The following is a 20,840-nucleotide window of genomic DNA, read 5'->3' on the forward strand; positions in this document are numbered from 1 at the left end:
CCTCAGGACTCCCGGAGCGAATCAGTGTACCTTAAATCAGGCCCGCGGCGGCGAGCGCCTTCTCGACCCTCTTCTGGCCGGGTTCGGAGAGCCAGGTGAGCGGCAGACGGATGCCGGAGGGAATGCGGCCCATGCGCCACAGAGCCCACTTGATCGGAATCGGATTGGACTCGCAGAAGAGCTCATGGTGAAGCGGCAGCAGCCGCTCATTGATTTCGCGGGCCCTGGCGACATCGCCCGCGATCGCGGCGGCGGCCATTTCATGCATGAGCCGGGGGGCGACGTTCGCGGTGACCGAAATGACGCCCTGACCGCCCGCGAGCATGAGCGAGAGGGCCGAGTCGTCGTTGCCCGAGTACAGGGCGAAGCCGCTGTCCTTCGGCAGGGCGGCGAGCAGGCTCTCGGCGCGGGCGAGATCTCCCGTCGCGTCCTTGAGCCCCGCGATCCCGGGCACCTCGGCCAGCCGCAGCACTGTTTCGTTGGTCATGTCGCGGCCGGTGCGGCTCGGCACGTTGTAGAGGATCACCGGCAACCCGCCTTCCTTCGCCACCGTGCTGAAGTGCCTGAAGAGGCCCTCCTGAGTGGGCTTGTTGTAGTAGGGCACCACCTGCAGCGAATAATCCGCTCCGACCGCGCGGGCCTCCTGCGTGAGCCTGACCGCTTCGACGGTGCTGTTCGCGCCGGTGCCGGCCACCACAGGAACCCGCCCGCCCACGGCCTCCACGGCCGCCTTCACCACGTCGGTGTGCTCCTGGAAGGAAACCGTGGGGCTCTCGCCCGATGTGCCCATCGAGACGATGGCGTCGGCGCCTTCGCGGACCTGCCAGTCGATCAGCTTCTGGTAAGAGTCGTAGTCAATCGAACCATCCTCCCGCATCGGGGTGACGATGGCGATCATTGAACCTTTAATCATTTGACAGCCCAGTTAGGTTAAACAAAGCCGCGGCAGGTTTTCCGGCGCGGTCTGGAAACAAAAATTCAGTTCATTTTAGAGCAAAAGCCGCAGGCACCGGGAACTCAGCGCGCCCCGAGCTCGAAGCGCTGCGCGCCCCGTTCCGGCGAGGGTTTTGCCGCGCAGATGCGCTGCACGAAGCGGCCGCGCTCGGTGCGGCCCTCCTCGTAGGCAACGACCGAAAGCGGGCGCACGAGCCCGAGCAGCTCGCCGCTGCGCAGCCAGTGCAGGGGATTGGAGGGCCTGCCGAAAGCTTCGGCCTGCGGAGCGGTGAAGGTCTCGCAGATCAGCAGACCGCCCTCTTCGAGCGCCCCGGCGATCCGAGGAAACAGAGGACGGTGGAGGTAATTCGTGACTATCACGGCCGCGAACTTCTCCTCTCCGAACGGCCAAGGCTGCGACTCCAGGTCCGTGCGCCGGAACTCGATCGCAGGAATGCCGATCGACATCACGCCGAAATCGGGCTCGCGGTCGGCCGCAAGCACCCGAAAACCCAGCACCGAGGCGTACAGGCTGTGCCTGCCGAGGCCGCAGGCGAGGTCGAGCACCCGCGCGCCCGAGCGCGGCGCAAGCGCCAGAAACCTCTCCACCCAGGCCGACAGACGGGGCTCGGTGCCTTGTCTGGCCGCCGGCATCGCTCAGATCCCCGCAAAAAGCGAGACCACGGCCTGCCCGAACCGGACAAGCGGCTCGACCAGGAAGCTCGCCCCGCCGATAAAGCACAGCGCGATCACGATCCACATCCCGTAAGGCTCGAGGCGGTCGATGTAGCGGCCGATGCTCCAGGGCAGAACCCCCACGGCGACGCGTCCGCCGTCAAGCGGCGGGATCGGGATCAGATTGAAGGCCATCAGGAAGATGTTGATGTTCACGCCCCAGACCGCCATGCGGAGGAAGAACTCCTCCTGCACGCCTGCGACAAGCAGCAGTTTGAGCACAATGCCCCAGAGGATCGCCTGGCAGAGGTTGCACAGCGGTCCGGCAAGCGCCACCCAGATCATGTCGCGCTTGGGGTTGCGCAGCGCGCTGAAATTGACCGGAACGGGCTTGGCCCATCCGAAGAGAAAGCCCGGGCCTCCGGCCGCGGCCGAGGCGGCCAGCATCAGTGCGGGCAGGATGATCGTGCCGAAGGGGTCGATGTGCTTGACGGGATTGAGAGTCACGCGGCCCATGGCCCACGCGGTCGCATCGCCGAACCTGCGCGCGACGTAGCCGTGGGCAGCTTCGTGCATGGTGATGGCGAAGATGAGCGGAATCGCGCAGACGGTGATGAGCTGGACAATGGCATTGATGTTCATAGTGCACGAAGTCTAGCAGGAGGCGGGGCGGAGCGTGGGCCCTGCAGGCCGCTCACGCCCGGTCCCAGTCGAGCGCAGGCAGCCCCGGGATGTGCTTCCATACAGGCTCCAGCCCTTCGGGCAGAGGCCTTTCCCCGCCCGGCCTTGGACGCGATCCGCCGAGGTTGTGGAAATCCGATCCGAGGCTCGCCCAGTAGCCTTCCTCGCGGGCGATCGCGGCGAGCAGCCGATCGGATTCCGCCGACTGGCTGCCGGAGCTCACCTCGATCGCGCGCCCGCCCGCGGCCCTGAAGTCGGCGAGCAGCTCCTCGAGGGACTTGCCCGGCCTGCAGCGGTAGCGCCCGGGATGGGCGAGCACGGCGATGCCCCCGCAGGAGCCGATCACCTCGACCGCGCGAGCGATGCTCGGCCAGACGGCCTGCACGAAGGCCGGGCCGTCGTCGCGCAGGAACCGGTCGAAGGCCTCCTGCTGGTTGCGCACGATCCCCTCGCGCACGAGCCAGCGCGCGAAGTGCACCCGCCCGAGAGACTCCGGGCTCGAGCTGTAGCGCAGCGCCCCCTCGTAGGCGCCGGGATAGCCCAGGGCCTCAAAGCGCCGCCCTATTTCCACGCCCCGCCTGATGCGCTTTTCGCCCACGCTTTCGAAAATCCTGCGCATCACGCCGTCGCGGTGCCTGATGCCGAGCCCCACCACATGGATGGTGATCCCGCGCCAGAGCGTCGAGACCTCGATGCCCGGCACGAAAGTGATGCCTGCCTTCGCGGCCGCGGCCTCGGCCTCCTCAAGGCCGTTCACGGTGTCGTGGTCCGTGAGCGCAAGCAGCCCGACGCCGCAGCTCTGGGCAAGGGTGACGAGCTGCGAGGGGGAAAGCCCTCCGTCCGAGGCGTTTGAATGGGTGTGCAGGTCGATCTTCATGGGCTAAAGAGGGAGGGCGCGGCGCTCCGCTTTCGAAACAATAAAAACCGAACAGGTCACAATGTTAGGTCATTGCGCGGCCTTCAGGAGCCGCCGCGACATGACAAGAATGCGGGAAACGCGGCCGCGCCGCACGGAGGGAGCCCTGGAATCCTAAAATAGAGATCTTTTTCTCCGATGGGCGGCCCGACCCCTGTCCGCCGCCCCTCGCCTAACCCTCATCGGGACGCCGCGGCGCGCGGCCGCCCCGGACTGGAGCACCATGTTCGACACTCTGGAGCATTTCTATTTTCCCAGGGCCAACGCCCGCGGCAGCGCCGTGCGGCTGCAGGAGTCCTGGCAGACGATCCTTGAGCGCAGGGCGTACCCCGCCCCCGTGCAGAAGCTGCTCGGCGAAATGACGGCCGCGGCGGCGATGTTCGCCTCTTCGATCACTTTCCCCGGCTCCGTGCTGCTGCAGATCATGGGCGACGGCCCGGTGCGGCTCGCGATGGTGGAGGTGAAGCCCGATCTGGGGCTTCGCGCCGTCGCGAGGCTGCGCGAGGACGTCCCGGTGCCGGAAGGTGCGGGAATGCGCGAACTCGTCAACGCGGCGGGTGGAGGGCGCTGCGCGATTACGCTCGTGCAGCCCGATCCCGCCCGGCGCGCCGAAAGCTACCAGGGCATCGTCGACATCGCTTCGACCTCCAGCGTTGCCGAGGCCCTCGCCGCCTACATGACGCACTCCGAGCAGATCGAGACCCGGCTGTGGCTGTCGGCCGACGCGACGGCCGCCTCGGGCCTGATGCTGCAGAAGGTGGCGGACGAGGGCGGCCGCGGCGAGGCGCCCGACTACGATCCGGAGGACTGGAACCGCGTGCAGAAGCTCGCCGAAACGGTCACGGCCGACGAGCTGCTCAGGCTCGAGCCCCGGGAACTGCTGAGGAGGCTTTTCTGGCAGGAGAACCCCTCGCTGGCCAAGCCCCGGTCGCCCCGATTTGAATGCGGCTGCTCGCGCGACCGCGTGGGCGGCATGATCCGGGCGCTGGGCGAGAAGCAGGCCCTCGAGCTGCTCGCCGAAAAAGGCTCAATCGACGTCACGTGCGAATTCTGCGGAAAGACCTACAGCTTCGATTCGATTGACGTGCAGGCGCTCTTCGAAGAGCGGGCCGCGAAAGCCACAGGTTCGATCAACTGAAGGAGAAAAAAAGCAGGAGTGCCGGAAAAAGGCCTCCTGCTTCGGTACAACGCGCGCACGGCCAGGCCGGCGCCCGGCGGCAGATCAGCGCTTCTGGGCCTGCCCCTGGGCGCTTTTCTTTTCGGACTTCCGCGGGTCGGCCTTCGCGCGGGGAGCCTCGCCCTCGCGGATCTCTTCGGCCGCGCCCTCGCTGTCATCGCCCATGTCGGCCCCGCCTTCCTTCGACTTTTCAAGAGCTCGGCTTTCGGCCTTCACCTCGTCGGCGGCGCGCCGCGCCTCCTCCTGGGCGAGCCGCGCCTCTTCCTCGGGCGAGTTCTTCACCCGGAAGAGCACCTCGTTGCCGCGCACCATGTAGAGCTCGCGGCGGGCGCGCTCCTCGATGGCGTCGGTGCCCTGGCGCAGCGACATCACCTCGGCGTAAAGAGCCTCATTGGAGGTCTTCTCGCGCTCGATCTGCTGCTGGGTGTCGACCAGCCTCTGCTCGAGCTTCGAAACCCTGAGCCAGCCGCCCTTGCCGAACCACAGCGGCCACTGAATCAGGATCGCAAGAGCCCAGATCACGAGTGCGAGCCAGTATCGCCAGCGTTCCATAAGACAGAAGCCGCTCCAGTCCTAAGGTCTTGAAATTCCTTCGCCGGCGGGCATCAGCGCAGATGCGCGAAGGCGCGGCGGCCAGGATACTGAGCGGCCTCGCCCAGGCGCTCCTCGATGCGCAGCAGCTGGTTGTACTTCGCCATGCGGTCGGAGCGCGACATCGAGCCGGTCTTGATCTGGCCCGCGTTCATGCCGACGGCGATGTCGGCGATCGTCGAGTCCTCGGTCTCCCCGGAGCGGTGCGAAACCACGGCGGTGTAGCCCGCGCGGTGCGCCATGCGGATCGCCTCGAAGGTTTCCGAAAGTGTGCCGATCTGGTTGATCTTGATGAGAATCGAGTTCGCAACGCCGCGCTCAATGCCCTCGGCGAGGATCTTCGGGTTGGTGACGAACAGGTCGTCGCCCACCAGCTGGACGCGGTCGCCCAGCGCCCGGGTGAGCTTTGCCCAGCCTTCCCAGTCGCCTTCGGCCATGCCGTCCTCAATTGTGACCACCGGATACTTCTTCACCCAGCCCTCGAGCACCTCGATCCACTGCTCGGCGCTGTAGGTGACGCCCTGCTTGGTGAGCGTGTAGAGGTTCTTCTTCTCGTCGTAGAACTCGCTGCTCGCGCAGTCGAGCCCGATGCCGATGTCCTCGCCGGGACGGAATCCCGCCTTTTCAATCGCGCGCACGATGAGCTCGATCGCCTCCTCGTGGCTCTTCATGGCCGGGGCGAAGCCGCCCTCATCGCCCACGGCGGTGCTCATCCCGAGCCCGTTGATCACGGACTTGAGCGCGTGGAAGGTCTCCGCGCCATAGCGCACGGCCTCGCAGAAAGTCGGGGCGCCGTAGGGGATGATCATGAACTCCTGTAGATCGAGGTTGTTGTTCGCGTGCGCCCCGCCGTTGATCACGTTCATCATCGGCACCGGCATCGTCACCGCGCCCGCGCCCCCGAAGTAGCGGAAAAGCGGCAGCCCCGTCTCTTCGGCCGCGGCCCGGGCGACCGCCATGGACACGGCGAGGATCGCATTCGCGCCGAGGCGGCTCTTGTTGTCCGTGCCGTCGAGCTCGATCATCCTGCTGTCAATGTAGGACTGGTCGGAGGCCTCGAGCCCGAGCACCGCATTGGCGAGTTCCTCGTTTACGTGGCTCACGGCCTTCGTGACGCCCTTGCCGCCGAAGCGCTTCGGGTCCTTGTCGCGCAGCTCGATCGCCTCGCGCACTCCCGTGGAGGCTCCCGAGGGAACGGCCGCGCGGCCCATGACGCCGGACTCGAGCCACACGTCGCACTCCACGGTGGGATTGCCGCGGGAGTCGAGAATTTCACGGCCGACAACATCAACGATTGAACTCATCTTTTTTCCTTTGCTTTGTGTGTCAGTGAGGCCGGGCGCGGAGCCCGGCCTGCGGTCATTCTTCAGAAAGTGCGCTCGATAAACACGCCCGGACGCTTCACCGTCCGGTCGATTGCGACCAGCGTTTCAAGCAGCTCCTTCATCCGGTCAAGCGGCACGTTGTTCGGGCCGTCGGAGAGGGCCCGCTCGGGATTCGGGTGCGTTTCCATGAAAAGCCCCGAGACGCCGGCGGCCACGGCGGCGCGGGCGAGCACGGGCACGAACTCGCGCTGTCCGCCGGAGCTCGAGCCGTTGCCTCCCGGCAGCTGCACGGAGTGCGTCGCGTCAAAGACCACCGGGCAGCCCGTGCCCCGCATGATGGCAAGCGAGCGCATGTCCGAGACGAGGTTGCCGTAGCCGAAGCTCGCACCCCGCTCGCACACGAGGAAGCGGTCTTCGGAGAGTCCCGCCTCGCGGGCGGCAAGCCGCGCCTTCTCGACCACGTTCACCATGTCCTGCGGGGCGAGGAACTGCCCCTTCTTGATGTTCACGGGACGGCCGGACTTCGCGCAGGCGCGGATGAAGTCGGTCTGGCGGCACAGGAAAGCCGGCGTCTGCAGCACGTCGACCACGGCGGCCACTTCCGGAACCTCGGCCTCCGTGTGCACGTCGGTGAGGACTGGCACGCCCACCTCGCGGCGCACGTCCTCGAGCACCTTCAGCCCGGCCTGCATGCCGATGCCGCGGAAACTTTTCGCGGAGGTGCGGTTCGCCTTGTCGAAGCTCGCCTTGAAGATGTAGGGAATCGAAAGCCCGGCGCAGATCTCCTTGAGCCGCCCGGCGACCTCGATGCAGAGCTCCCGGCTTTCGATCACGCAGGGGCCGGCGATCAGGAAGATCGGCCGATCCAGTCCAACCTCAAATCCGCAGAGCTTCATGCCTTGGCCTTTTCCGCTGCGGCCTTGCGGTCGCGCTGCGCGATCGCCGCCTTCACATAGGCCTTGAACAGCGGGTGGCCCTCGCGCGGGTTGGACGTGAATTCAGGGTGGAACTGCACGCCGACAAAGAACGGGTGATCGCGCAGCTCCATCATCTCCGGCAGGCGGTCCTTCGGAGTGCGCGCGGAGATCACCATGCCCTTTTCCTCAAACTGCGCGACGTAGGAGTTGTTCACCTCGTAGCGGTGGCGGTGGCGCTCGGCCACGTGGTCGCCGTAGATGCTGTGCGCGAGCGTGCCGTCCTTCACCGGGCACTCCTGGCGGCCCAGCCGCATCGTGCCTCCCAGGTCCGAGGCCTCGTCGCGGTGGATCACCTCGCCGGAGCGGTCGTGCCACTCGGTGATGAGCGAGACCACGGGATGCGGCGTATCGATGTCGAACTCGGTGGAGTTCGCGCCGCCCAGGCCGCAGACGTGGCGCGCGAACTCGATCACCGCGCACTGCATCCCCAGGCAGATCCCGAGGAACGGGATCTTGTTCTTGCGGGCGTACTCGATCGCCTGAATCATGCCCTCGACGCCGCGCTTACCGAAGCCGCCCGGCACGAGGATCGCGTCGACTCCCTTGAGGCAGTCCGTGCCGTGGGTCTCGATGTCACCCGCATCAATGTACTTCACCTTCACGCGGGTGTCGGTGGCGATGCCCGCGTGGATGAGCGCCTCGTTGAGGGACTTGTAGGAGTCAGCGTAGTCGACGTACTTGCCCACCATTGCGATCGTGACCGAGCCGCCCTGCGGATCCATGAAGTGCTTGACGATGTTCTCCCAGCGCGAGAGGTCAGCGGGCTTCGCCTCGATGCCGAGCTTCGCGCAGACAATGTCGTCCAGGTGCTGGCGGTGCAGGATAAGCGGCACCTCGTAGATCGTTTTCGCATCGTAGACCGAGATCACGTGATCCATCGGGACGTTGGAGAAAAGCGAGATCTTCGCGCGCTCGGATTCCGGAATCGGGCGGTCGGCGCGGCACAGCAGCACGTCGGGATAGACGCCCTCCTCGCGCAGCTTCTGCACGGAGTGCTGCGTGGGCTTGGTCTTGAGCTCGCCCGCGCTCGCGATCCACGGGCACAGCGTGAGGTGCATGAAGCAGGTATTGTTGCGGCCCACGCGGAAGGAGAGCTGGCGGATCGCCTCGACGAAAGGCAGCGACTCGATGTCGCCCACCGTGCCGCCGATTTCAATCACGGCCACGTCGGGATGACCGTCCCAGGCGCTGCGCACGCCCTTGAGGATGAACTCCTGAATTTCGTTGGTGATGTGCGGAATCACCTGCACGGTCTTGCCGAGATACTCGCCGTGGCGCTCCTTGCGTAGCACCGACTCGTAGATCTGGCCGGTCGTGAAGTTGTTGGGCTTGTGCATCTTCGCCGAGATGAAGCGCTCGTAGTGCCCGAGGTCCAGGTCCGTCTCGGCGCCGTCCTCCGTCACGAAGACCTCGCCGTGCTGGAAGGGAGACATCGTGCCCGGGTCAACGTTGATGTACGGGTCGAGCTTGATCATCGTCACCTTGAGTCCCCTCGACTCGAGGATGGCGGCAAGCGAAGCCGCCGCAATGCCCTTGCCGAGCGAGGAAACCACACCGCCTGTCACAAATACGAATTTGGTCATCGTGATCTCAAAAGTAGGTTGGACTGTAAAGAGAGAATTATAAAGGAGGGCAGGCCGCGGAGGCGCAGCAGCCCCGTCAGCGCTTCTGCCCGGCGTCCCATTCGGGCTGGATCGTGACGTGGTCGATTCCGAAGCGCTTGAAAAGCGCCAGCCTCACCCCCTCGAGCACCCCGGGCCACTCGGCGGGGCCGCTTACGTGCACGTGCGCCTGCACGGCCGCATGTCCGGGCGCCATCGTCCAGACATGGAGGTCGTGCACGGCGCGCACGCCCGGAACCGCGGCGATCGTGTCGCCCACCGCCTCGTACTCGATTCCCTCAGGGACGGCGTCAAGCAGCACCCGGGTCGATTCGCGCAGCACTCCGTAGGTCGCCTTCACGAGAAGCACAGCGACAAACAGCGACAGCAGCGGGTCGACGATCGTGGGGCCGCCCATCCAGATGATGAAGCCCGCGCTGATCGCGGCAAGCGACCCGAGCAGGTCTCCCAGCACGTGCACGAGCGCGGCCCGCGTGTTCATGTTCTTCCTGTCCCGGGAGAGCGACCAGGCCACCCCCATGTTCACCGCGAGGCCGATTGCGGCCACCAGCATGACCGAGCCGCCCGAGACGGGCTCCGGAGTGAGGATGCGGCCCACCGCCTCTCGGAGAATCCAGCAGATCACGGCCGCCATGAGCAGCCCGTTCACGAAAGCGGCGAGCGCCTCGAGCCGCCCGTGCCCGAAGGAGTGGTCCTCGTCGGCGCCTTTCCTCGAAAAGATGTTGGCAATCAGCGCGAAAAGCAGCGACATGGAGTCGGTCACCATGTGGCCCGCGTCGCCCACGAGGGCGAGCGAATTGCCGATGAGGCCCACCGTCAGCTCGATCGCGGAGAAGCCCAGGGTAAGTGCGATGGCGGTCCCGAGCACCGAGACCCTCACCTTCGTGGAGCAGTGGTTGTAGGAGGAGTCGCCCTGCTCGTGCGAGGAGTAGGGCTCGACCTGCCGGCGCGAGACCTGATAAGGCGTTCTTTCTGTCATTTTGCAATCAAACAAAACGCCCTCCACAGCAGCATCTGCGCGAGGGCGAAGCAGCCGGGGAACAGCTCCCCGGCTTTTCTGCGGACGAAGCGGCCGCCGCTTACTTCTTGTCGGCCTTGAGCTCCATCGAGATCATCGGGGCCATGGTGCCGGCGCCGCCGGTGAGCAGTCCCTGCTTCGCATAAATGCCAAGCTTCTGGCGGGTATCGACGATGTCGAGGTTACGCATCGTAAGCTGCCCGATGCGGTCGACGGCCGTGAACATCGAGTCGCCCTTCTCCATCGTGAGCCGCTCGGGCTCGTAGGTGAGGTTGGGGCTGCGGGTGTCAAGAATCGTGTAGTCGTTGCCGCGGCGCAGCTCGAGGGTCACCTCGCCGGTGATCGCGCGGGCCACCCAGCGCTGGGCGGACTCGCGCAGCATGATCGCCTGGCTGTCGAACCAGCGGCCCTGATAGAGCAGGCGGCCGAGCTTGATGCCGTTGATGCGGTACTGCTCGATCGTGTCCTCGTTGTGGATGCCGGTGACGAGGCGATCGTAGGCGATGTGCAGCAGCGCCATGCCCGGGGCCTCGTAGACGCCGCGGGACTTCGCCTCGATGATGCGGTTCTCGATCTGGTCGGACATGCCGAGGCCGTGGCGGCCGCCGATGCGGTTGGCCTCGTACATGAGCTTCACGAGGTCGGTGAACTCGGTGCCGTTCAGGGCGACCGGGCGGCCTTCCTCAAAGGTGACCGTCACTTCCTCGGGCTTGATCACGACCTCGGGGTCCCAGAAGGCGACGCCCATGATCGGCTCGACGATCTTCATCGAGGTGCTCAGGTGCTCGAGATCCTTCGCCTCGTGCGTGGCGCCGAGCATGTTGGAGTCGGTCGAATAGGCCTTCTCGGCGGACATCCTGTAGTTAAACCCTTCGGACTGCAGGAAGGCGCTCATCTCGGCGCGCCCGCCCAGCTCGGAAATGAAGGCGGTGTCAAGCCACGGCTTGTAGATCTTGAGGTTCGGGTTGGCGATGAGCCCGTAGCGGTAGAAGCGCTCGATGTCGTTGCCCTTGTAGGTGGAGCCATCGCCCCAGATGTTCACGCCGTCCTCGCGCATGGCGTTCACGAGCATCGTTCCGGTCACCGCGCGCCCGAGCGGGGTGGTGTTGTAGTAGATCGCTCCGCCCGTGGAGATGTGGAAGGCGTTCGCCTGAATGGCGGCGATGCCCTCGGACACAAGCTGGGGCCGGCAGTCAATAAGGCGGGCCTTCTCGGCGCCGTACTCCATGGCGCGCTTGGGGATCGCCTCGTAATCCTTTTCGTCAGGCTGGCCGAGGTTGGCCGTGTAGGCGTAGGGCAGAGCCCCCTTCTTCTTCATCCAGTGAAGGGCGCAGCTCGTGTCGAGACCGCCGGAGAACGCAATGCCGACCTTCTGGCCGACCGGAACGCTTTGTAGGATTGTTTGTGACATTTGCCGTAATCGTTTTGTTTGGCCCAGCCATGGGCTGTAAAAAAATGGGACCGGAGATGGCAAGGATCCGGACGCTCACTTGCCCATTATCCTCGAATTCAGCCTCTCAAGGGGACCGGGGAATCCCCCTTTTTTTCTCACCGCCCTTCCCGGGGGTTCCTTTCGAGGTACTTTTCCGCGCGGAAGAGGGCCGCGATCGTCTTCGAGTCGTCGATGTCGCCCGAGGCCGCCCGCGCGACGGCCTCTTCAAACGGCACCCAGAAGAGGTCGAGGAACTCTCCGGCGTCAAGGTGGCGCTCGCCGCCCGAGGCCGCCCGCGCGAGAAAGAGGTGAATCACCTCGTTCGAGTAGCCGATCCCGGGGCACATGGAGCCCAGGCTCGCCCAGCCCTCGGCCTCGTAGCCCGTCTCCTCGGCGAGCTCTCGGCGGGCGCAGCTCAGGGGCTCCTCGCCGGGCTCGAGCTTGCCTGCGGGGACCTCCCAGAACGCGCGGCCCAGCGGATAGCGCCACTGCCGCTCAAGCAGCACCTCGCCGCCGCGCAGCAGCACGACGGCTGAAGCGCCGGGGTGCCGGATATACTCCCGGGTCGACTCCCGTCCGTCGGGCAGCCGGACCCGGTCGCGGAACACGTGCAGCAGCCTGCCCTCAAACACGGGCTCGCCGCCCAGCCTCGTTTCCCGCAGCTTCTCATCATCGGTCATCATCGCCTTCAGCTCCTTTCCTGTCTTTCTGAGCTCCCTCAGGTCTGAAAAAATCCGCCGGTGCGGCTGAGCTCCGGCGGATTCTCCAAAGTGTACTGCTTCGCGCGCGGGCCCGCAGGCCCCGCGCTTTTTCCCGAACAGGCGCTTACTCGGCGGCCTTCGCGGCATCCTTGCGGACGAGGCGCTCGCGGATGCGGGCGGTCTTGCCGGCGCGGCTGCGCAGGTAGTAGAGCTTCGCGCGGCGGACGTCGCCGTGGCGCTTCACGGTGATCGTGGCGAGAGCCGGGGAGTAGGTCTGGAACGTGCGCTCCACGCCTTCGCCCGACGAAATCTTGCGGACCGTGAAGGAAGAATTGAGGCCGCGGTTGCGCTTGGCGATCACGACGCCTTCATAGACCTGGACGCGGGTGTGGTCGCCGTCCTTGATGTTCACGGCAACGGCCACGGTGTCGCCGGCGGCGAACGCCGGGATGGTCTTGTTGAGGCGGGCGATTTCTTCCTGCTCGAGAACTTCGATAATGTTTGCCACTTTAAAAACTCCGGTGCCATCACGAGCGGCGTTTGGAAAAAATTTATGAGTGCCGCCGTAGGATGGATTTGAAAATCAGAAGGCTCACGCCTCTTTCGAGGCGTCGGCCTTTTCCCTGGCCGCCCGGGCGATCGCCCGCAGCGTCCTTTCGTCTTCCCGCGAAAGTTTTCCGCAGGAACGCGCAATTTTAATCAAATCAGGCCTCACTGCGCAAGTCGCCTCAAGCGCCCGGTCGCGGTTCCAGCGCTCAACCACCGCGTGGTTGCCCGAAAGAAGCACCTCTGGCACGGGATGCCCGCGCCAGAGTTCTGGCCTTGTATAGTGCGGCTCGTCGAGCAGCCCCGTCGCGAAGGACTCGTCCTCGGCCGACAGCTCCTTGATTGCGCCGGGCAGACGCCGCACGACGGCGTCGATCAGGCACAGGGCGGGCAGCTCCCCGCCGGAGAGCACAAAGTCCCCGATGCAGAACTGCTCGTCGACGAACTCGTCGAGGAACCTCTGGTCGATGCCCTCGTAGCGCCCGCACACGAGCACCAGGGGGGCGTCCTCGCGCGCAAAGCGCGCGATGTCGGCGTCCGCCAGAGGCCTGCCGCCGGGCGCGAAGGACACCACCCGGCCCGCGTTGCCCGAAGCGCGGATCGCCTCAAGGGTGAGCGCGAGCGGCTCGGCCATGAGCACCATGCCCGGGCCGCCCCCGAAAGGCCGGTCGTCGACCGTGCGGTGCGGATCATGCGTCTGATCGCGCGGATTCCACAGCCCGAGCTGCCAGAGCCCGCGCTTCATGGCGCGGGAAGTGATGCCGCACTCGGAGACCGCTGCGAACATTTCAGGAAAAAGCGTGACGACGTCAAAGCGCATGGCTTGCCTCCCTTTTCTCGGCTCCCTCAGAACCAGTCCGGATCCCAGTCGACCGTGATGAGCTTTTTTTCAGGCTCCACTGCGAGCAGGTACGCGGGGACCATGGGGATGAGGTAGCCGTGCGAGGCGCCCTTCACCTGAAGGATGTCCTGCGCGCCGTTGCTGCCAAGCCCCGTGACGGTCCCGAGCCTGTCGCCCGCCCGGTTCACGACTTCGCAGCCCTCAAGGTCCGCGGCCCACCATTCGCCCTCAGGCAGCTTCGGGAAGGCGCTGCGATCGAGCAGTATCGTGCCGCGCCAGAGCCGGGCCGCCTCGGGCGAGTCGCAGCCCTTCCACTTCGCGATGATCATCCCCCCGTGCGCCCTCGCCCCCTCGAGCTCCAGGGGCCGGGGATCGCCTCCGGCGGCGGGCCGGAAGGCCCATGCCCTGGAGCCCAGCAGCAGATCTCCTTCGCCCGCGGGCGAAATCCTGATCCAGCCTTTCACGCCGTAAGGGCCCGCAGTGCGGCCCATCTCGATCCATTTTGTCATCGTCTTGCTTAAAAGCTCCGGGCAAAAAAAGAGGCCCTTTCCTCCCTACGCCTAGATACCGGGTTAAGCGCTCGCAGCGGCGAGACACGTAGCACGCCGCAAAGCCCGGACGTACGGAAAAAAGGACCGATGTATGAAACGACGCGGCCTGCAGCGGGGCGCGAAGGCAATTCCGCCCCGAAGCCGCGCGGCTTCAGCGCCTGAACAATCAGGCGGCGGGGGCTGCCTCTTCAGCGGCCTTCGCGTCGGCGGCGGCCTGGGCGGCAGCCTTCTTGGCAGCGTTCTTCGCGGCCACGGCAGCCTTCTGCTCGGCCGTTTCGGGGGCGGAGAGGGCGGCACGGTTCTTGAACAGACGGGCGACGGTGTCGCTCATCTGGGCGCCCTTGGAAACCCAGAAGTTAACGCGGTCTTCTTCGAAGTGAAGACGAACGTCGGCACCGGCGGCGACCGGGTTGTAGAAGCCGACGCGCTCAATGTAGTGGCTGTCGCGACGCTTGCGGGAGTCAGTGACAACAACGTTATAGAACGGACGCTTCTTGGAGCCGCCGCGAGCCAGACGGATAACAACCATGCTATTTACCTCGTAAATTGACAAAACAAAGCCGCAGCCGGGACCTGAGCCCGGCGCCGGCAGGAAAAAAAGGTCCGACTTGATCCCCTGCCTCGGGGTCGAGGTCGGAAAGGTGTGATTTTATTGCAATTCGTTTTCCACCGCAACTGCGCGACCGAAACACGCTAGAGCGCCCTGCGGAAGCGGCCCGGGGCGCTTCGGGCAGCCTCCCGGAGCGCGGTCCGGTCGAGCTTGCCGGTGCGGGTGCGCGGAAGCCTCTCCACGAAGACGGCGCTCCGGGGCTTCCAGTAGGGCGAGAGCCCCGCGCCGCGCAGCAGCGCCCGGAAGTCCGGCAGCGGGAGATCCGGCGTCCCCTCCACCACGATGGCGACCGAGTTCCCGAGCTCGGGGTCGGGCAGCGGGGCGATCGCGAAGGGGCTCTCGAGCACCGTTCCAATCAGCTCCTCAAGCGCCTCGGCGGGCACTTTGATGCCGCCCGAGTCGATCACATTGTCGGTTCGCCCGAGCACCCGGAAGCGGTCGCTTCCCGGCTCGAAGACGACCAGATCGTTGGTCTCGATTAAGGACACGCCGACCGCGGGCGCGCTCACCGCGAGCGTGCCGCGGGGCGAGGAGGAAACGCGCACGCCCTCGAGAGGCTCATACCAAACTCCGGCGCGCGGCCCCGAAAGCGGCCGCAGCGCGATGTGCGAGAGCGTTTCGGTCATGCCGTAGGACGACCAGAGCCGGTTCGGAAAAGACGCGAGCCGGGCGGCAAGCGCCCGGTCGACCGCCGCGCCTCCGATCAGAACCTCGCGGGTGGCGGCCAGCAGCGAGCGCTCAGCCTCGTGCTCAAGGGTCGAGAGCACCTGCAGGGGCACGAGCGCGGCGAAGTCGGGCGCGCGGGCAAGGTCCTCGAAAGGCCTGCGGCTCGGACGGCGGGCAACGAGCCTGAGACCAGCGAGCATCGAGCGCACAACCACCATCTGGCCCGCGATGTAATCCATCGGCAGGCACAGCAGCGCGGTGTCGCCCGCCCGCAGCCCGAGTCTGCGCACGGTCATGCGCGCGCTGGCGGCCATGCAGATCTTTTTCGCGCGGATCTCCTTCGGGCGGCCGGTCGAGCCCGAGGTATGCAGCACCATCTCGGGCTCATCGGAGCACCACCTTAGGCCGAACTCCAGCACCGGCCGCTCCTGCTCGGAGGCGTTTTCGAGCGCGCGCTCGAAATCCTTCCGCCCCTCAAGCACACGGCCGTTCAGCCAGAGCCGCTGCGGCAGCTCCGAGGCTGCCTTCTCCCCGGGAGCGCTCAAGGCAGCCTCGGAGACTTGGAAAAATCCGGAGCCCGCTTTTCGAGGAACGCCTTCCCGCCCTCCTGGGCCTCGTCGGTCATGTAGTAGAGCATCGTCATGTCGCCCGCGAACTGCTGCAGCCCCAGCTGACCGTCAAGCTCGGCGTTGAGGCCGAACTTAAGGAACCTCAGCGCGAGCGGGCTGTACTGCTGCATGCGTCGCGCCCACTCAACGGTGGTCGCCTCGAGCTCTTCGAAAGGCACCACCTTGTTCACAAGCCCCATCTCCAGCGCCTCGGCGGCCGAATACTGGCGGCAGAGGAACCAGATCTCGCGCGCCTTCTTCTGCCCGACGATCGAGGCAAGGTACGAGGCTCCTAGACCCGCGTCGAAGCTGCCCACCTTCGGGCCGGTCTGGCCGAAGATCGCGTTTTCCGAAGCAATCGTGAGATCGCAGACCGTGGCGAGCACGTTTCCGCCGCCGATCGCATAGCCGTTGACCATCGCGATCACGGGCTTGGGCAGGCAGCGGATCTGCTTCTGCACGTCAAGAACATTGAGCCTCGGCACTCCGTCGGGCCCCACGTAGCCCCCGCGCCCCTTGAAGTGCATGTCGCCGCCCGAGCAGAAGGCCTTGTCGCCTTCGCCCGTGAGCACCACGACGGCGATGTCGGCGCGCTCGCGGCAGATCCGGAAGGCCTCGCTCATCTCCGCCACGGTGACCGGCGTGAAGGCGTTCCTCACCTGCGGACGGTTGATCGTAATCTTCGCGATGCCCTCGTAGAGCTCGAAGCGGATGTCGGAATACGATTTGATCGGCTTCCATTCAATGTCAGACATTTTGTTCCTCAGCTTTTGCCCGGCGCTCGCCGCGCAGATGCGTGATGGCGTTGGTCACCCGGGCCGTCGAGACGAGGCTGCCCGCCTCGTCGAAGAGATCCACGTTCCAGACGTGCAGCCTGCGGCCGCGGCTCAGGAGCCTAGCCACCGCGTGGATGCGTCCGCCCAGCGGCACGGCCTTCACATGGCTCGCGCTCACCTGCACGCCCATCGGTATCAGCCCCGGTTCGAGAAGCGCGGCCGATCCTCGCCCGGCGAGCGTCTCCTCGATGGAGAGCATCGCGCCGCCCGCGCAGTACCCGTAGGGCTGGCAGCAGCCCTCCGTCACCTCGAGCTCGCCGCGCATCTCCTGCGGATCGTCTCCGGGCATGATGCGGATTCCCAGCGTTTCGGAAAGTCCCATGGCCCCTCCGCGTCAAAGCGCCTTCAGAAGCTCGGCGACTGACTCCTTCGCATCGGCCACGAGGCCGTAGTCGCACACCTCGAAGATCGGCGCCTCCGGATCCTTGTTGACGGCCACGATCACCTTGGAGCCCATCATGCCCGCGAGGTGCTGCAGCGCCCCGGAAATGCCGAAGGCCATGTAGAGATCGGGGGCCACGATCTTGCCGGTCTGCCCCACCTGCCACTCGTTCGGAGCGAGCCCCGCGTCGACGGCCACGCGGGTGGCGCCCACCGCGGCGCCAAGCTTGGCGGCGAGCCGGTCCAGGGCCTGGAATCCCGCAGCATCCTCGAGGCCCTGGCCGCCGGCCACGACGCGCTTGGCGGTGAGAAGCTCGGGCCTGTCGCTCTTTTTCACGTCCGAGGTGACGAAAACGCTGCCCTCGAAGGCTGGCGCCGCCGCTCCCGGCGCAACGGCTGCGGCCCCGTCCGCCGCGGCGGGCTCAAAGGAGGTGGTGCGCACGGTGGCCACCACGACGGCCCCTTCCGGGCACTGCACCGTGGTGATCACGCCGCCCGCATAGATCGCGCGGCGGAAGGTGTGCGGCCCAAGCACGGCTGAGACTTCGCTCAGCGGCGAGACGCCGAGCTTTGCCGCAACGCGGGGCATCGCCGCGCGGTTCAGGAAGCTCATCGCAAAGAAAATGTGGCTGCAGCCTCCGCAGTTGGCCAGCACCTGGGCCGCAATCGTCTCGGGCGACGGATGCTCGGGCGTCTCGACGGCGAGCACGCGCTCCACGCCGTGCAGTTTCGAAGCCTCGGGGCCGGCCCCTTCGGCGCCGTGCCCGGCCACGAGCAGGGTCACGGGACCGCCCGCCAGAGAGGCGGCCGCCACCGCGCTGGCCGTGGAAGCCTTCAGGCTGCCCTCTTCAAAATCAGCTACTACCAGAATCGTCATTTTGTCTTCAGCCTGATAAAAAGTTAAAGGACCTTCGCCTCGCAACGCAGTTTCTCGACGAGCTCGGCGACGCTGCCCACCATCACGCCGGCCTTGCGCGCGGGCGGCGCGTCGTAGCGGGTGATTTTCAGCTGCGGGGCGAAATCGGCCCCGAACGTCTCCGCCTCGATCGTCTCCACGGGCTTCCTGCGCGCCTTCATCATGCTCGGCAGCGTCACGTAGCGGGGCTCTGCGAGCCGCAGGTCGGCCGCGAACACCGCCGGCAGCGACAGCTTCCTCAGCTCGGTCCCGTCCACGGTCTGGGAGGAGACATAAAGCGCGCCGTCCTTGAGCTCGACGCTGTTCGCGTTCGCTCCGAAAGGCGCATCCATCAGGGCGGCCAGCATGGCGCCCGTCTGACCCGCGTCGTCATCGATCGCCTGCTTGCCCACGGCGACGAGGTCGGGCTTCTCCCGGTCCACGACAGCCTTGAGAAGCCGAGCGACGCCCAGCGGCTCGGTCTTCGCGTCGGTATGAACGAGAATGCCGCGGTCGGCTCCCATGGCCAGCGCCACGCGGAGGGTGTCCACGGCCTTCGCCTCGCCCACGCTCACCGCGACCACCTCATCGGCCGCGCCCGTCTCCTTCAGGTGCACGGAAGCCTCGACGGCGATCTCATCAAAGGGATTGAGGGAGCGCCGGACCGCGGGCTTGCCGTCAACGTCCAAACCGCTGCCGTCGGCCAGCGCGTGAACCTTCACGTTGTAGTCGACCACTCTTTTAACTGCAACCAGAACCTTCATTCATTGCTCCTAGGAAAGGGGTTCATGGGCGGAGACGCACCGGCTCGGGCCCGCCCTTGCTGTGTGGAGAGGCATTATAAAGGCCCCTTCCCGCCTTTAACGAGGAAGAAAAAGTCATCTGCTTGCCTTTTTGATACCACCAAAGCTCCCCTCTCTACTTCTTCGTGACGAAGCCGGCTACCCCTTCTGGCGCCGAGCCCCGGGCTCCGATTCTGTCAAAATAGAGGGATTGCCGGGGGGAGGTGTCTGCGCGCTCCCGCCCACGGGCTTTGCCTTTTTCCTTTTCCCGCGCCCCGCCGCGCGAAGCCTGCCGCTCTTTGGGGAAACACGAAGCCCATGATCAGATGAAGTGTTTTGAGTTCTTTTGTTTTTCTGTCCATTTGGAATTAATCAGGAGACCCCTATGCTGTCTGACATTGAAATCGCCCATGCGACCAAGCTGAAGCCAATCGAGCAGCTCGCCCACGAAATCGGGCTCTCTGACGAGGAGTTCGAGCCCTACGGCCGCGACAAGGCGAAGGTCAAGCTCTCCCCGGAGCGCAAGCCCCACGGCAAGCTCATCCTTGTGACGGCCACCTCCGGCATGCCCGCGGGCTCGGGCAAAACGACGACCTCGATCGCACTCGCCCAGGGACTGCGCAGGATCGGCAAAAAGTCCTGCCTCGCGCTTCGCGAGCCCTCGCTCGGCCCGTGCTTCGGCATGAAGGGCGGCGCCGCCGGCGGCGGCTATTCCCAGGTGCTGCCGATGGAGTCGATCAACCTGCACTTCACCGGCGACTTCCACGCGATCACCGCTGCGAACAACCTGCTCGCGGCCATCATCGACAACTGCCGCTTCCGCGGCGAGCACGACATCAAGGAAGTGACCTGGAAGCGCGTGCTCGATGTGAACGACCGGCAGCTGCGCTTCATCGTGACGGGCCTGGGCGGCTCCGCCAACGGCGTGCCCGCCGAGACGGGCTTTGACATCACGGTGGCCTCGGAACTGATGGCGGTGTTCTGCCTCGCCAAGGACGAGGAGGACCTGCGTGCGCGCATCGACCGGATGGTGGTCGCCACAAAGCGCGACGGCTCGGCGCTCACCGTCAAGGAAATCGGCTGCACCGGGGCGCTGATGGCGCTGCTGCTCGAGGCGGTGAAGCCGAACCTCGTGCAGACGATCGAAGGCGGCCCTGCGTTCATCCACGGCGGGCCGTTTGCGAACATCGCCCACGGCTGCAACTCGGTGGCCGCCACCAAGGCCGCCCTCACGATCGGCGACTACGCCATCACGGAGGCGGGCTTCGGTTCAGAGCTGGGCGGAGAAAAATTCTTCGACATCAAGTGCCGCTCGGCCGGCCTGCGCCCGAACGCCACGGTGATCGTGACAAGCACCCGCGCCCTGCACTGGCACGGCGGCGTCCCGCTGGCCGACATCGGCCAGCCCAACCTCGAGGCGCTCAAAAAAGGCCTGTGCAACCTCGACCACCACGTGCGCAACATGCAGGGCTTCGGCCCGAACGTCGTCGTGGCCCTCAACCACTTCGCCAACGACGACGAGGCTGAGATCGAGGTGATCCGCAGGCGCTGCGAGGAGCTTGGCGCGCGCTTCGCCGTTTCCGACGGGTTCGCCCGCGGAGGCGCCGGAACCGAGGAACTCGCGCGGCAGGTGGTCGAAGCCTGCGAGGGCGATCCCCGTCCGATCAATTTCGCCTACGAGGAGGACGCCCCGATCCTCGACAAGCTCCAGGCGGTCATCACGCGCTGCTACGGCGCGAAGGACTTCAGCCTCTCGCCCAAGGCGGTGAAGGATCTGAAGCAGATCGAGTCGCTCGGCTTCGGGCGGCTGCCGATCTGCATCGCGAAGACTCCGCTGTCGCTGTCGCACGATCCGAAGCTGCTGGGCGCCCCGAAGGGCTTCACCATCCCCGTGGAGCGCATGATCCTCAACGCAGGAGCGGGCTTTGTCGTGATCACGACCGGCTCCATCCTGAGAATGCCGGGCCTTCCCAAAGTTCCCAACGCCTTCAAGATCGATGTGAAGGACGGGCAGATTGTGGGCCTGTCCTGATCCCCCCGGCCCGGCCGGGAGTGAAAAAAGCCGCCCTCCGGGGC

The 20,840-nt window shown here is 65.9% G+C and carries 22 protein-coding genes; 2 read left to right on the forward strand and 20 right to left on the reverse strand.

Annotated elements, in window-relative coordinates; genetic code table 11:
- Positions 1-31: 31 nt before the first annotated feature.
- The 4 genes from dapA to MAF45_RS03540 all read right to left on the reverse strand — a co-directional run bounded on the left by dapA (position 32) and on the right by MAF45_RS03540 (position 3,166).
- Positions 32-913: a 4-hydroxy-tetrahydrodipicolinate synthase gene (gene dapA, locus MAF45_RS03525; RefSeq protein ID WP_237978168.1), complete on the reverse strand. Its 882-nt coding sequence runs from the start codon at positions 911-913 to the stop codon at positions 32-34.
- 104 nt (positions 914-1,017) lie between these two features.
- Positions 1,018-1,587: a class I SAM-dependent methyltransferase gene (locus MAF45_RS03530; protein WP_237978169.1), complete on the reverse strand. Its 570-nt coding sequence runs from the start codon at positions 1,585-1,587 to the stop codon at positions 1,018-1,020.
- Positions 1,588-1,590: 3 nt separating this feature from the next.
- Positions 1,591-2,250 (reverse strand): site-2 protease family protein, encoded by a 660-nt coding sequence (locus MAF45_RS03535; protein ID WP_237978170.1) that lies wholly within the window; start codon positions 2,248-2,250, stop codon positions 1,591-1,593.
- A gap of 52 nt (positions 2,251-2,302) precedes the next feature.
- The gene (locus tag MAF45_RS03540; protein ID WP_237978171.1) at positions 2,303-3,166 is read right to left on the reverse strand and encodes a PHP domain-containing protein; all 864 of its coding nucleotides are present in this window, start codon (positions 3,164-3,166) and stop codon (positions 2,303-2,305) included.
- A 262-nt stretch (positions 3,167-3,428) separates the two neighbouring features.
- Here MAF45_RS03540 and hslO point away from each other — a divergent pair, with 262 nt between their 5' ends.
- Positions 3,429-4,343: an Hsp33 family molecular chaperone HslO gene (gene hslO, locus MAF45_RS03545; RefSeq protein ID WP_237978172.1), complete on the forward strand. Its 915-nt coding sequence runs from the start codon at positions 3,429-3,431 to the stop codon at positions 4,341-4,343.
- Between the two features lie 84 nt (positions 4,344-4,427).
- On the opposite strand, the gene MAF45_RS03550 is transcribed toward hslO, so the two are convergent.
- From MAF45_RS03550 to MAF45_RS03625, 16 genes are all read right to left on the reverse strand, one after another.
- Entirely contained in the window at positions 4,428-4,934 is a 507-nt protein-coding gene (locus MAF45_RS03550; protein ID WP_237978173.1) for a septum formation initiator family protein, read from the reverse strand.
- A 53-nt stretch (positions 4,935-4,987) separates the two neighbouring features.
- Entirely contained in the window at positions 4,988-6,277 is a 1,290-nt protein-coding gene (gene eno / locus MAF45_RS03555) for a phosphopyruvate hydratase (RefSeq protein WP_237978174.1), read from the reverse strand.
- Between the two features lie 62 nt (positions 6,278-6,339).
- Positions 6,340-7,194, reverse strand: coding sequence for a 3-deoxy-8-phosphooctulonate synthase (gene kdsA / locus MAF45_RS03560; protein WP_237978175.1), 855 nt, complete (start codon positions 7,192-7,194; stop codon positions 6,340-6,342).
- Entirely contained in the window at positions 7,191-8,858 is a 1,668-nt protein-coding gene (gene pyrG / locus MAF45_RS03565; protein ID WP_237978176.1) for a CTP synthase, read from the reverse strand. The genes kdsA and pyrG overlap by 4 nt, the downstream gene beginning before the upstream one ends.
- Before the next feature lie 76 nt (positions 8,859-8,934).
- Positions 8,935-9,876, reverse strand: coding sequence for a cation diffusion facilitator family transporter (locus MAF45_RS03570; protein ID WP_237978177.1), 942 nt, complete (start codon positions 9,874-9,876; stop codon positions 8,935-8,937).
- A 100-nt stretch (positions 9,877-9,976) separates the two neighbouring features.
- Positions 9,977-11,326: an argininosuccinate synthase gene (gene argG / locus MAF45_RS03575; protein WP_237978178.1), complete on the reverse strand. Its 1,350-nt coding sequence runs from the start codon at positions 11,324-11,326 to the stop codon at positions 9,977-9,979.
- 137 nt (positions 11,327-11,463) lie between these two features.
- On the reverse strand, positions 11,464-12,030 hold the full coding sequence (locus tag MAF45_RS03580; RefSeq protein WP_237978179.1) for an NUDIX domain-containing protein: 567 nt from the start codon (positions 12,028-12,030) through the stop codon (positions 11,464-11,466).
- 142 nt (positions 12,031-12,172) lie between these two features.
- Positions 12,173-12,556: a 50S ribosomal protein L19 gene (rplS, locus tag MAF45_RS03585; RefSeq protein WP_237978180.1), complete on the reverse strand. Its 384-nt coding sequence runs from the start codon at positions 12,554-12,556 to the stop codon at positions 12,173-12,175.
- Positions 12,557-12,640: 84 nt separating this feature from the next.
- Positions 12,641-13,414, reverse strand: coding sequence for a tRNA (guanosine(37)-N1)-methyltransferase TrmD (gene trmD / locus MAF45_RS03590; protein ID WP_237978181.1), 774 nt, complete (start codon positions 13,412-13,414; stop codon positions 12,641-12,643).
- A gap of 26 nt (positions 13,415-13,440) precedes the next feature.
- Entirely contained in the window at positions 13,441-13,944 is a 504-nt protein-coding gene (rimM, locus tag MAF45_RS03595) for a ribosome maturation factor RimM (protein ID WP_237978182.1), read from the reverse strand.
- Between the two features lie 208 nt (positions 13,945-14,152).
- A complete protein-coding gene (rpsP, locus tag MAF45_RS11240; protein WP_281069896.1) occupies positions 14,153-14,515 on the reverse strand; it encodes a 30S ribosomal protein S16 in 363 nt (120 codons plus the stop codon).
- Between the two features lie 164 nt (positions 14,516-14,679).
- A complete protein-coding gene (locus MAF45_RS03605) occupies positions 14,680-15,807 on the reverse strand; it encodes an AMP-binding protein (protein WP_237978183.1) in 1,128 nt (375 codons plus the stop codon).
- On the reverse strand, positions 15,804-16,625 hold the full coding sequence (gene menB / locus MAF45_RS03610; protein WP_237978184.1) for a 1,4-dihydroxy-2-naphthoyl-CoA synthase: 822 nt from the start codon (positions 16,623-16,625) through the stop codon (positions 15,804-15,806). The genes MAF45_RS03605 and menB overlap by 4 nt, the downstream gene beginning before the upstream one ends.
- The gene (locus tag MAF45_RS03615; RefSeq protein WP_237978185.1) at positions 16,618-17,028 is read right to left on the reverse strand and encodes a PaaI family thioesterase; all 411 of its coding nucleotides are present in this window, start codon (positions 17,026-17,028) and stop codon (positions 16,618-16,620) included. Before MAF45_RS03615 ends, menB begins: the two co-directional genes overlap by 8 nt.
- Before the next feature lie 12 nt (positions 17,029-17,040).
- Positions 17,041-17,964 (reverse strand): electron transfer flavoprotein subunit alpha/FixB family protein, encoded by a 924-nt coding sequence (locus tag MAF45_RS03620; protein ID WP_237978186.1) that lies wholly within the window; start codon positions 17,962-17,964, stop codon positions 17,041-17,043.
- 23 nt (positions 17,965-17,987) lie between these two features.
- The gene (locus tag MAF45_RS03625; protein ID WP_237978187.1) at positions 17,988-18,746 is read right to left on the reverse strand and encodes an electron transfer flavoprotein subunit beta/FixA family protein; all 759 of its coding nucleotides are present in this window, start codon (positions 18,744-18,746) and stop codon (positions 17,988-17,990) included.
- A 403-nt stretch (positions 18,747-19,149) separates the two neighbouring features.
- Here MAF45_RS03625 and MAF45_RS03630 point away from each other — a divergent pair, with 403 nt between their 5' ends.
- On the forward strand, positions 19,150-20,796 hold the full coding sequence (locus MAF45_RS03630; RefSeq protein WP_237978188.1) for a formate--tetrahydrofolate ligase: 1,647 nt from the start codon (positions 19,150-19,152) through the stop codon (positions 20,794-20,796).
- Positions 20,797-20,840: the final 44 nt, after the last annotated feature.

This window comes from Mesosutterella porci (assembly GCF_022134585.1).
Taxonomy (GTDB): Bacteria; Pseudomonadota; Gammaproteobacteria; order Burkholderiales; family Burkholderiaceae_F; genus Mesosutterella; species Mesosutterella porci.

Bases quoted from the DNA above. Each gene is read 5' to 3' on its own strand.
- MAF45_RS03530 (WP_237978169.1), bottom strand. From the start codon at position 1,587: ATGCCGGCGGCCAGACAAGGCACCGAGCCCCGTCTGTCGGCCTGGGTG.
- rpsP (WP_281069896.1), bottom strand. From the start codon at position 14,515: ATGGTTGTTATCCGTCTGGCTCGCGGCGGCTCCAAGAAGCGTCCGTTC.
- hslO (WP_237978172.1), top strand. From the start codon at position 3,429: ATGTTCGACACTCTGGAGCATTTCTATTTTCCCAGGGCCAACGCCCGC.
- menB (WP_237978184.1), bottom strand. From the start codon at position 16,625: ATGTCTGACATTGAATGGAAGCCGATCAAATCGTATTCCGACATCCGC.
- dapA (WP_237978168.1), bottom strand. From the start codon at position 913: ATGATTAAAGGTTCAATGATCGCCATCGTCACCCCGATGCGGGAGGAT.
- MAF45_RS03615 (WP_237978185.1), bottom strand. From the start codon at position 17,028: ATGGGACTTTCCGAAACGCTGGGAATCCGCATCATGCCCGGAGACGAT.
- pyrG (WP_237978176.1), bottom strand. From the start codon at position 8,858: ATGACCAAATTCGTATTTGTGACAGGCGGTGTGGTTTCCTCGCTCGGC.
- MAF45_RS03620 (WP_237978186.1), bottom strand. From the start codon at position 17,964: ATGACGATTCTGGTAGTAGCTGATTTTGAAGAGGGCAGCCTGAAGGCT.
- MAF45_RS03630 (WP_237978188.1), top strand. From the start codon at position 19,150: ATGCTGTCTGACATTGAAATCGCCCATGCGACCAAGCTGAAGCCAATC.
- rimM (WP_237978182.1), bottom strand. From the start codon at position 13,944: ATGACAAAATGGATCGAGATGGGCCGCACTGCGGGCCCTTACGGCGTG.
- MAF45_RS03580 (WP_237978179.1), bottom strand. From the start codon at position 12,030: ATGATGACCGATGATGAGAAGCTGCGGGAAACGAGGCTGGGCGGCGAG.
- MAF45_RS03535 (WP_237978170.1), bottom strand. From the start codon at position 2,250: ATGAACATCAATGCCATTGTCCAGCTCATCACCGTCTGCGCGATTCCG.
- trmD (WP_237978181.1), bottom strand. From the start codon at position 13,414: ATGCGCTTTGACGTCGTCACGCTTTTTCCTGAAATGTTCGCAGCGGTC.
- eno (WP_237978174.1), bottom strand. From the start codon at position 6,277: ATGAGTTCAATCGTTGATGTTGTCGGCCGTGAAATTCTCGACTCCCGC.
- MAF45_RS03540 (WP_237978171.1), bottom strand. From the start codon at position 3,166: ATGAAGATCGACCTGCACACCCATTCAAACGCCTCGGACGGAGGGCTT.
- kdsA (WP_237978175.1), bottom strand. From the start codon at position 7,194: ATGAAGCTCTGCGGATTTGAGGTTGGACTGGATCGGCCGATCTTCCTG.
- MAF45_RS03625 (WP_237978187.1), bottom strand. From the start codon at position 18,746: ATGAAGGTTCTGGTTGCAGTTAAAAGAGTGGTCGACTACAACGTGAAG.
- argG (WP_237978178.1), bottom strand. From the start codon at position 11,326: ATGTCACAAACAATCCTACAAAGCGTTCCGGTCGGCCAGAAGGTCGGC.
- MAF45_RS03550 (WP_237978173.1), bottom strand. From the start codon at position 4,934: ATGGAACGCTGGCGATACTGGCTCGCACTCGTGATCTGGGCTCTTGCG.
- MAF45_RS03570 (WP_237978177.1), bottom strand. From the start codon at position 9,876: ATGACAGAAAGAACGCCTTATCAGGTCTCGCGCCGGCAGGTCGAGCCC.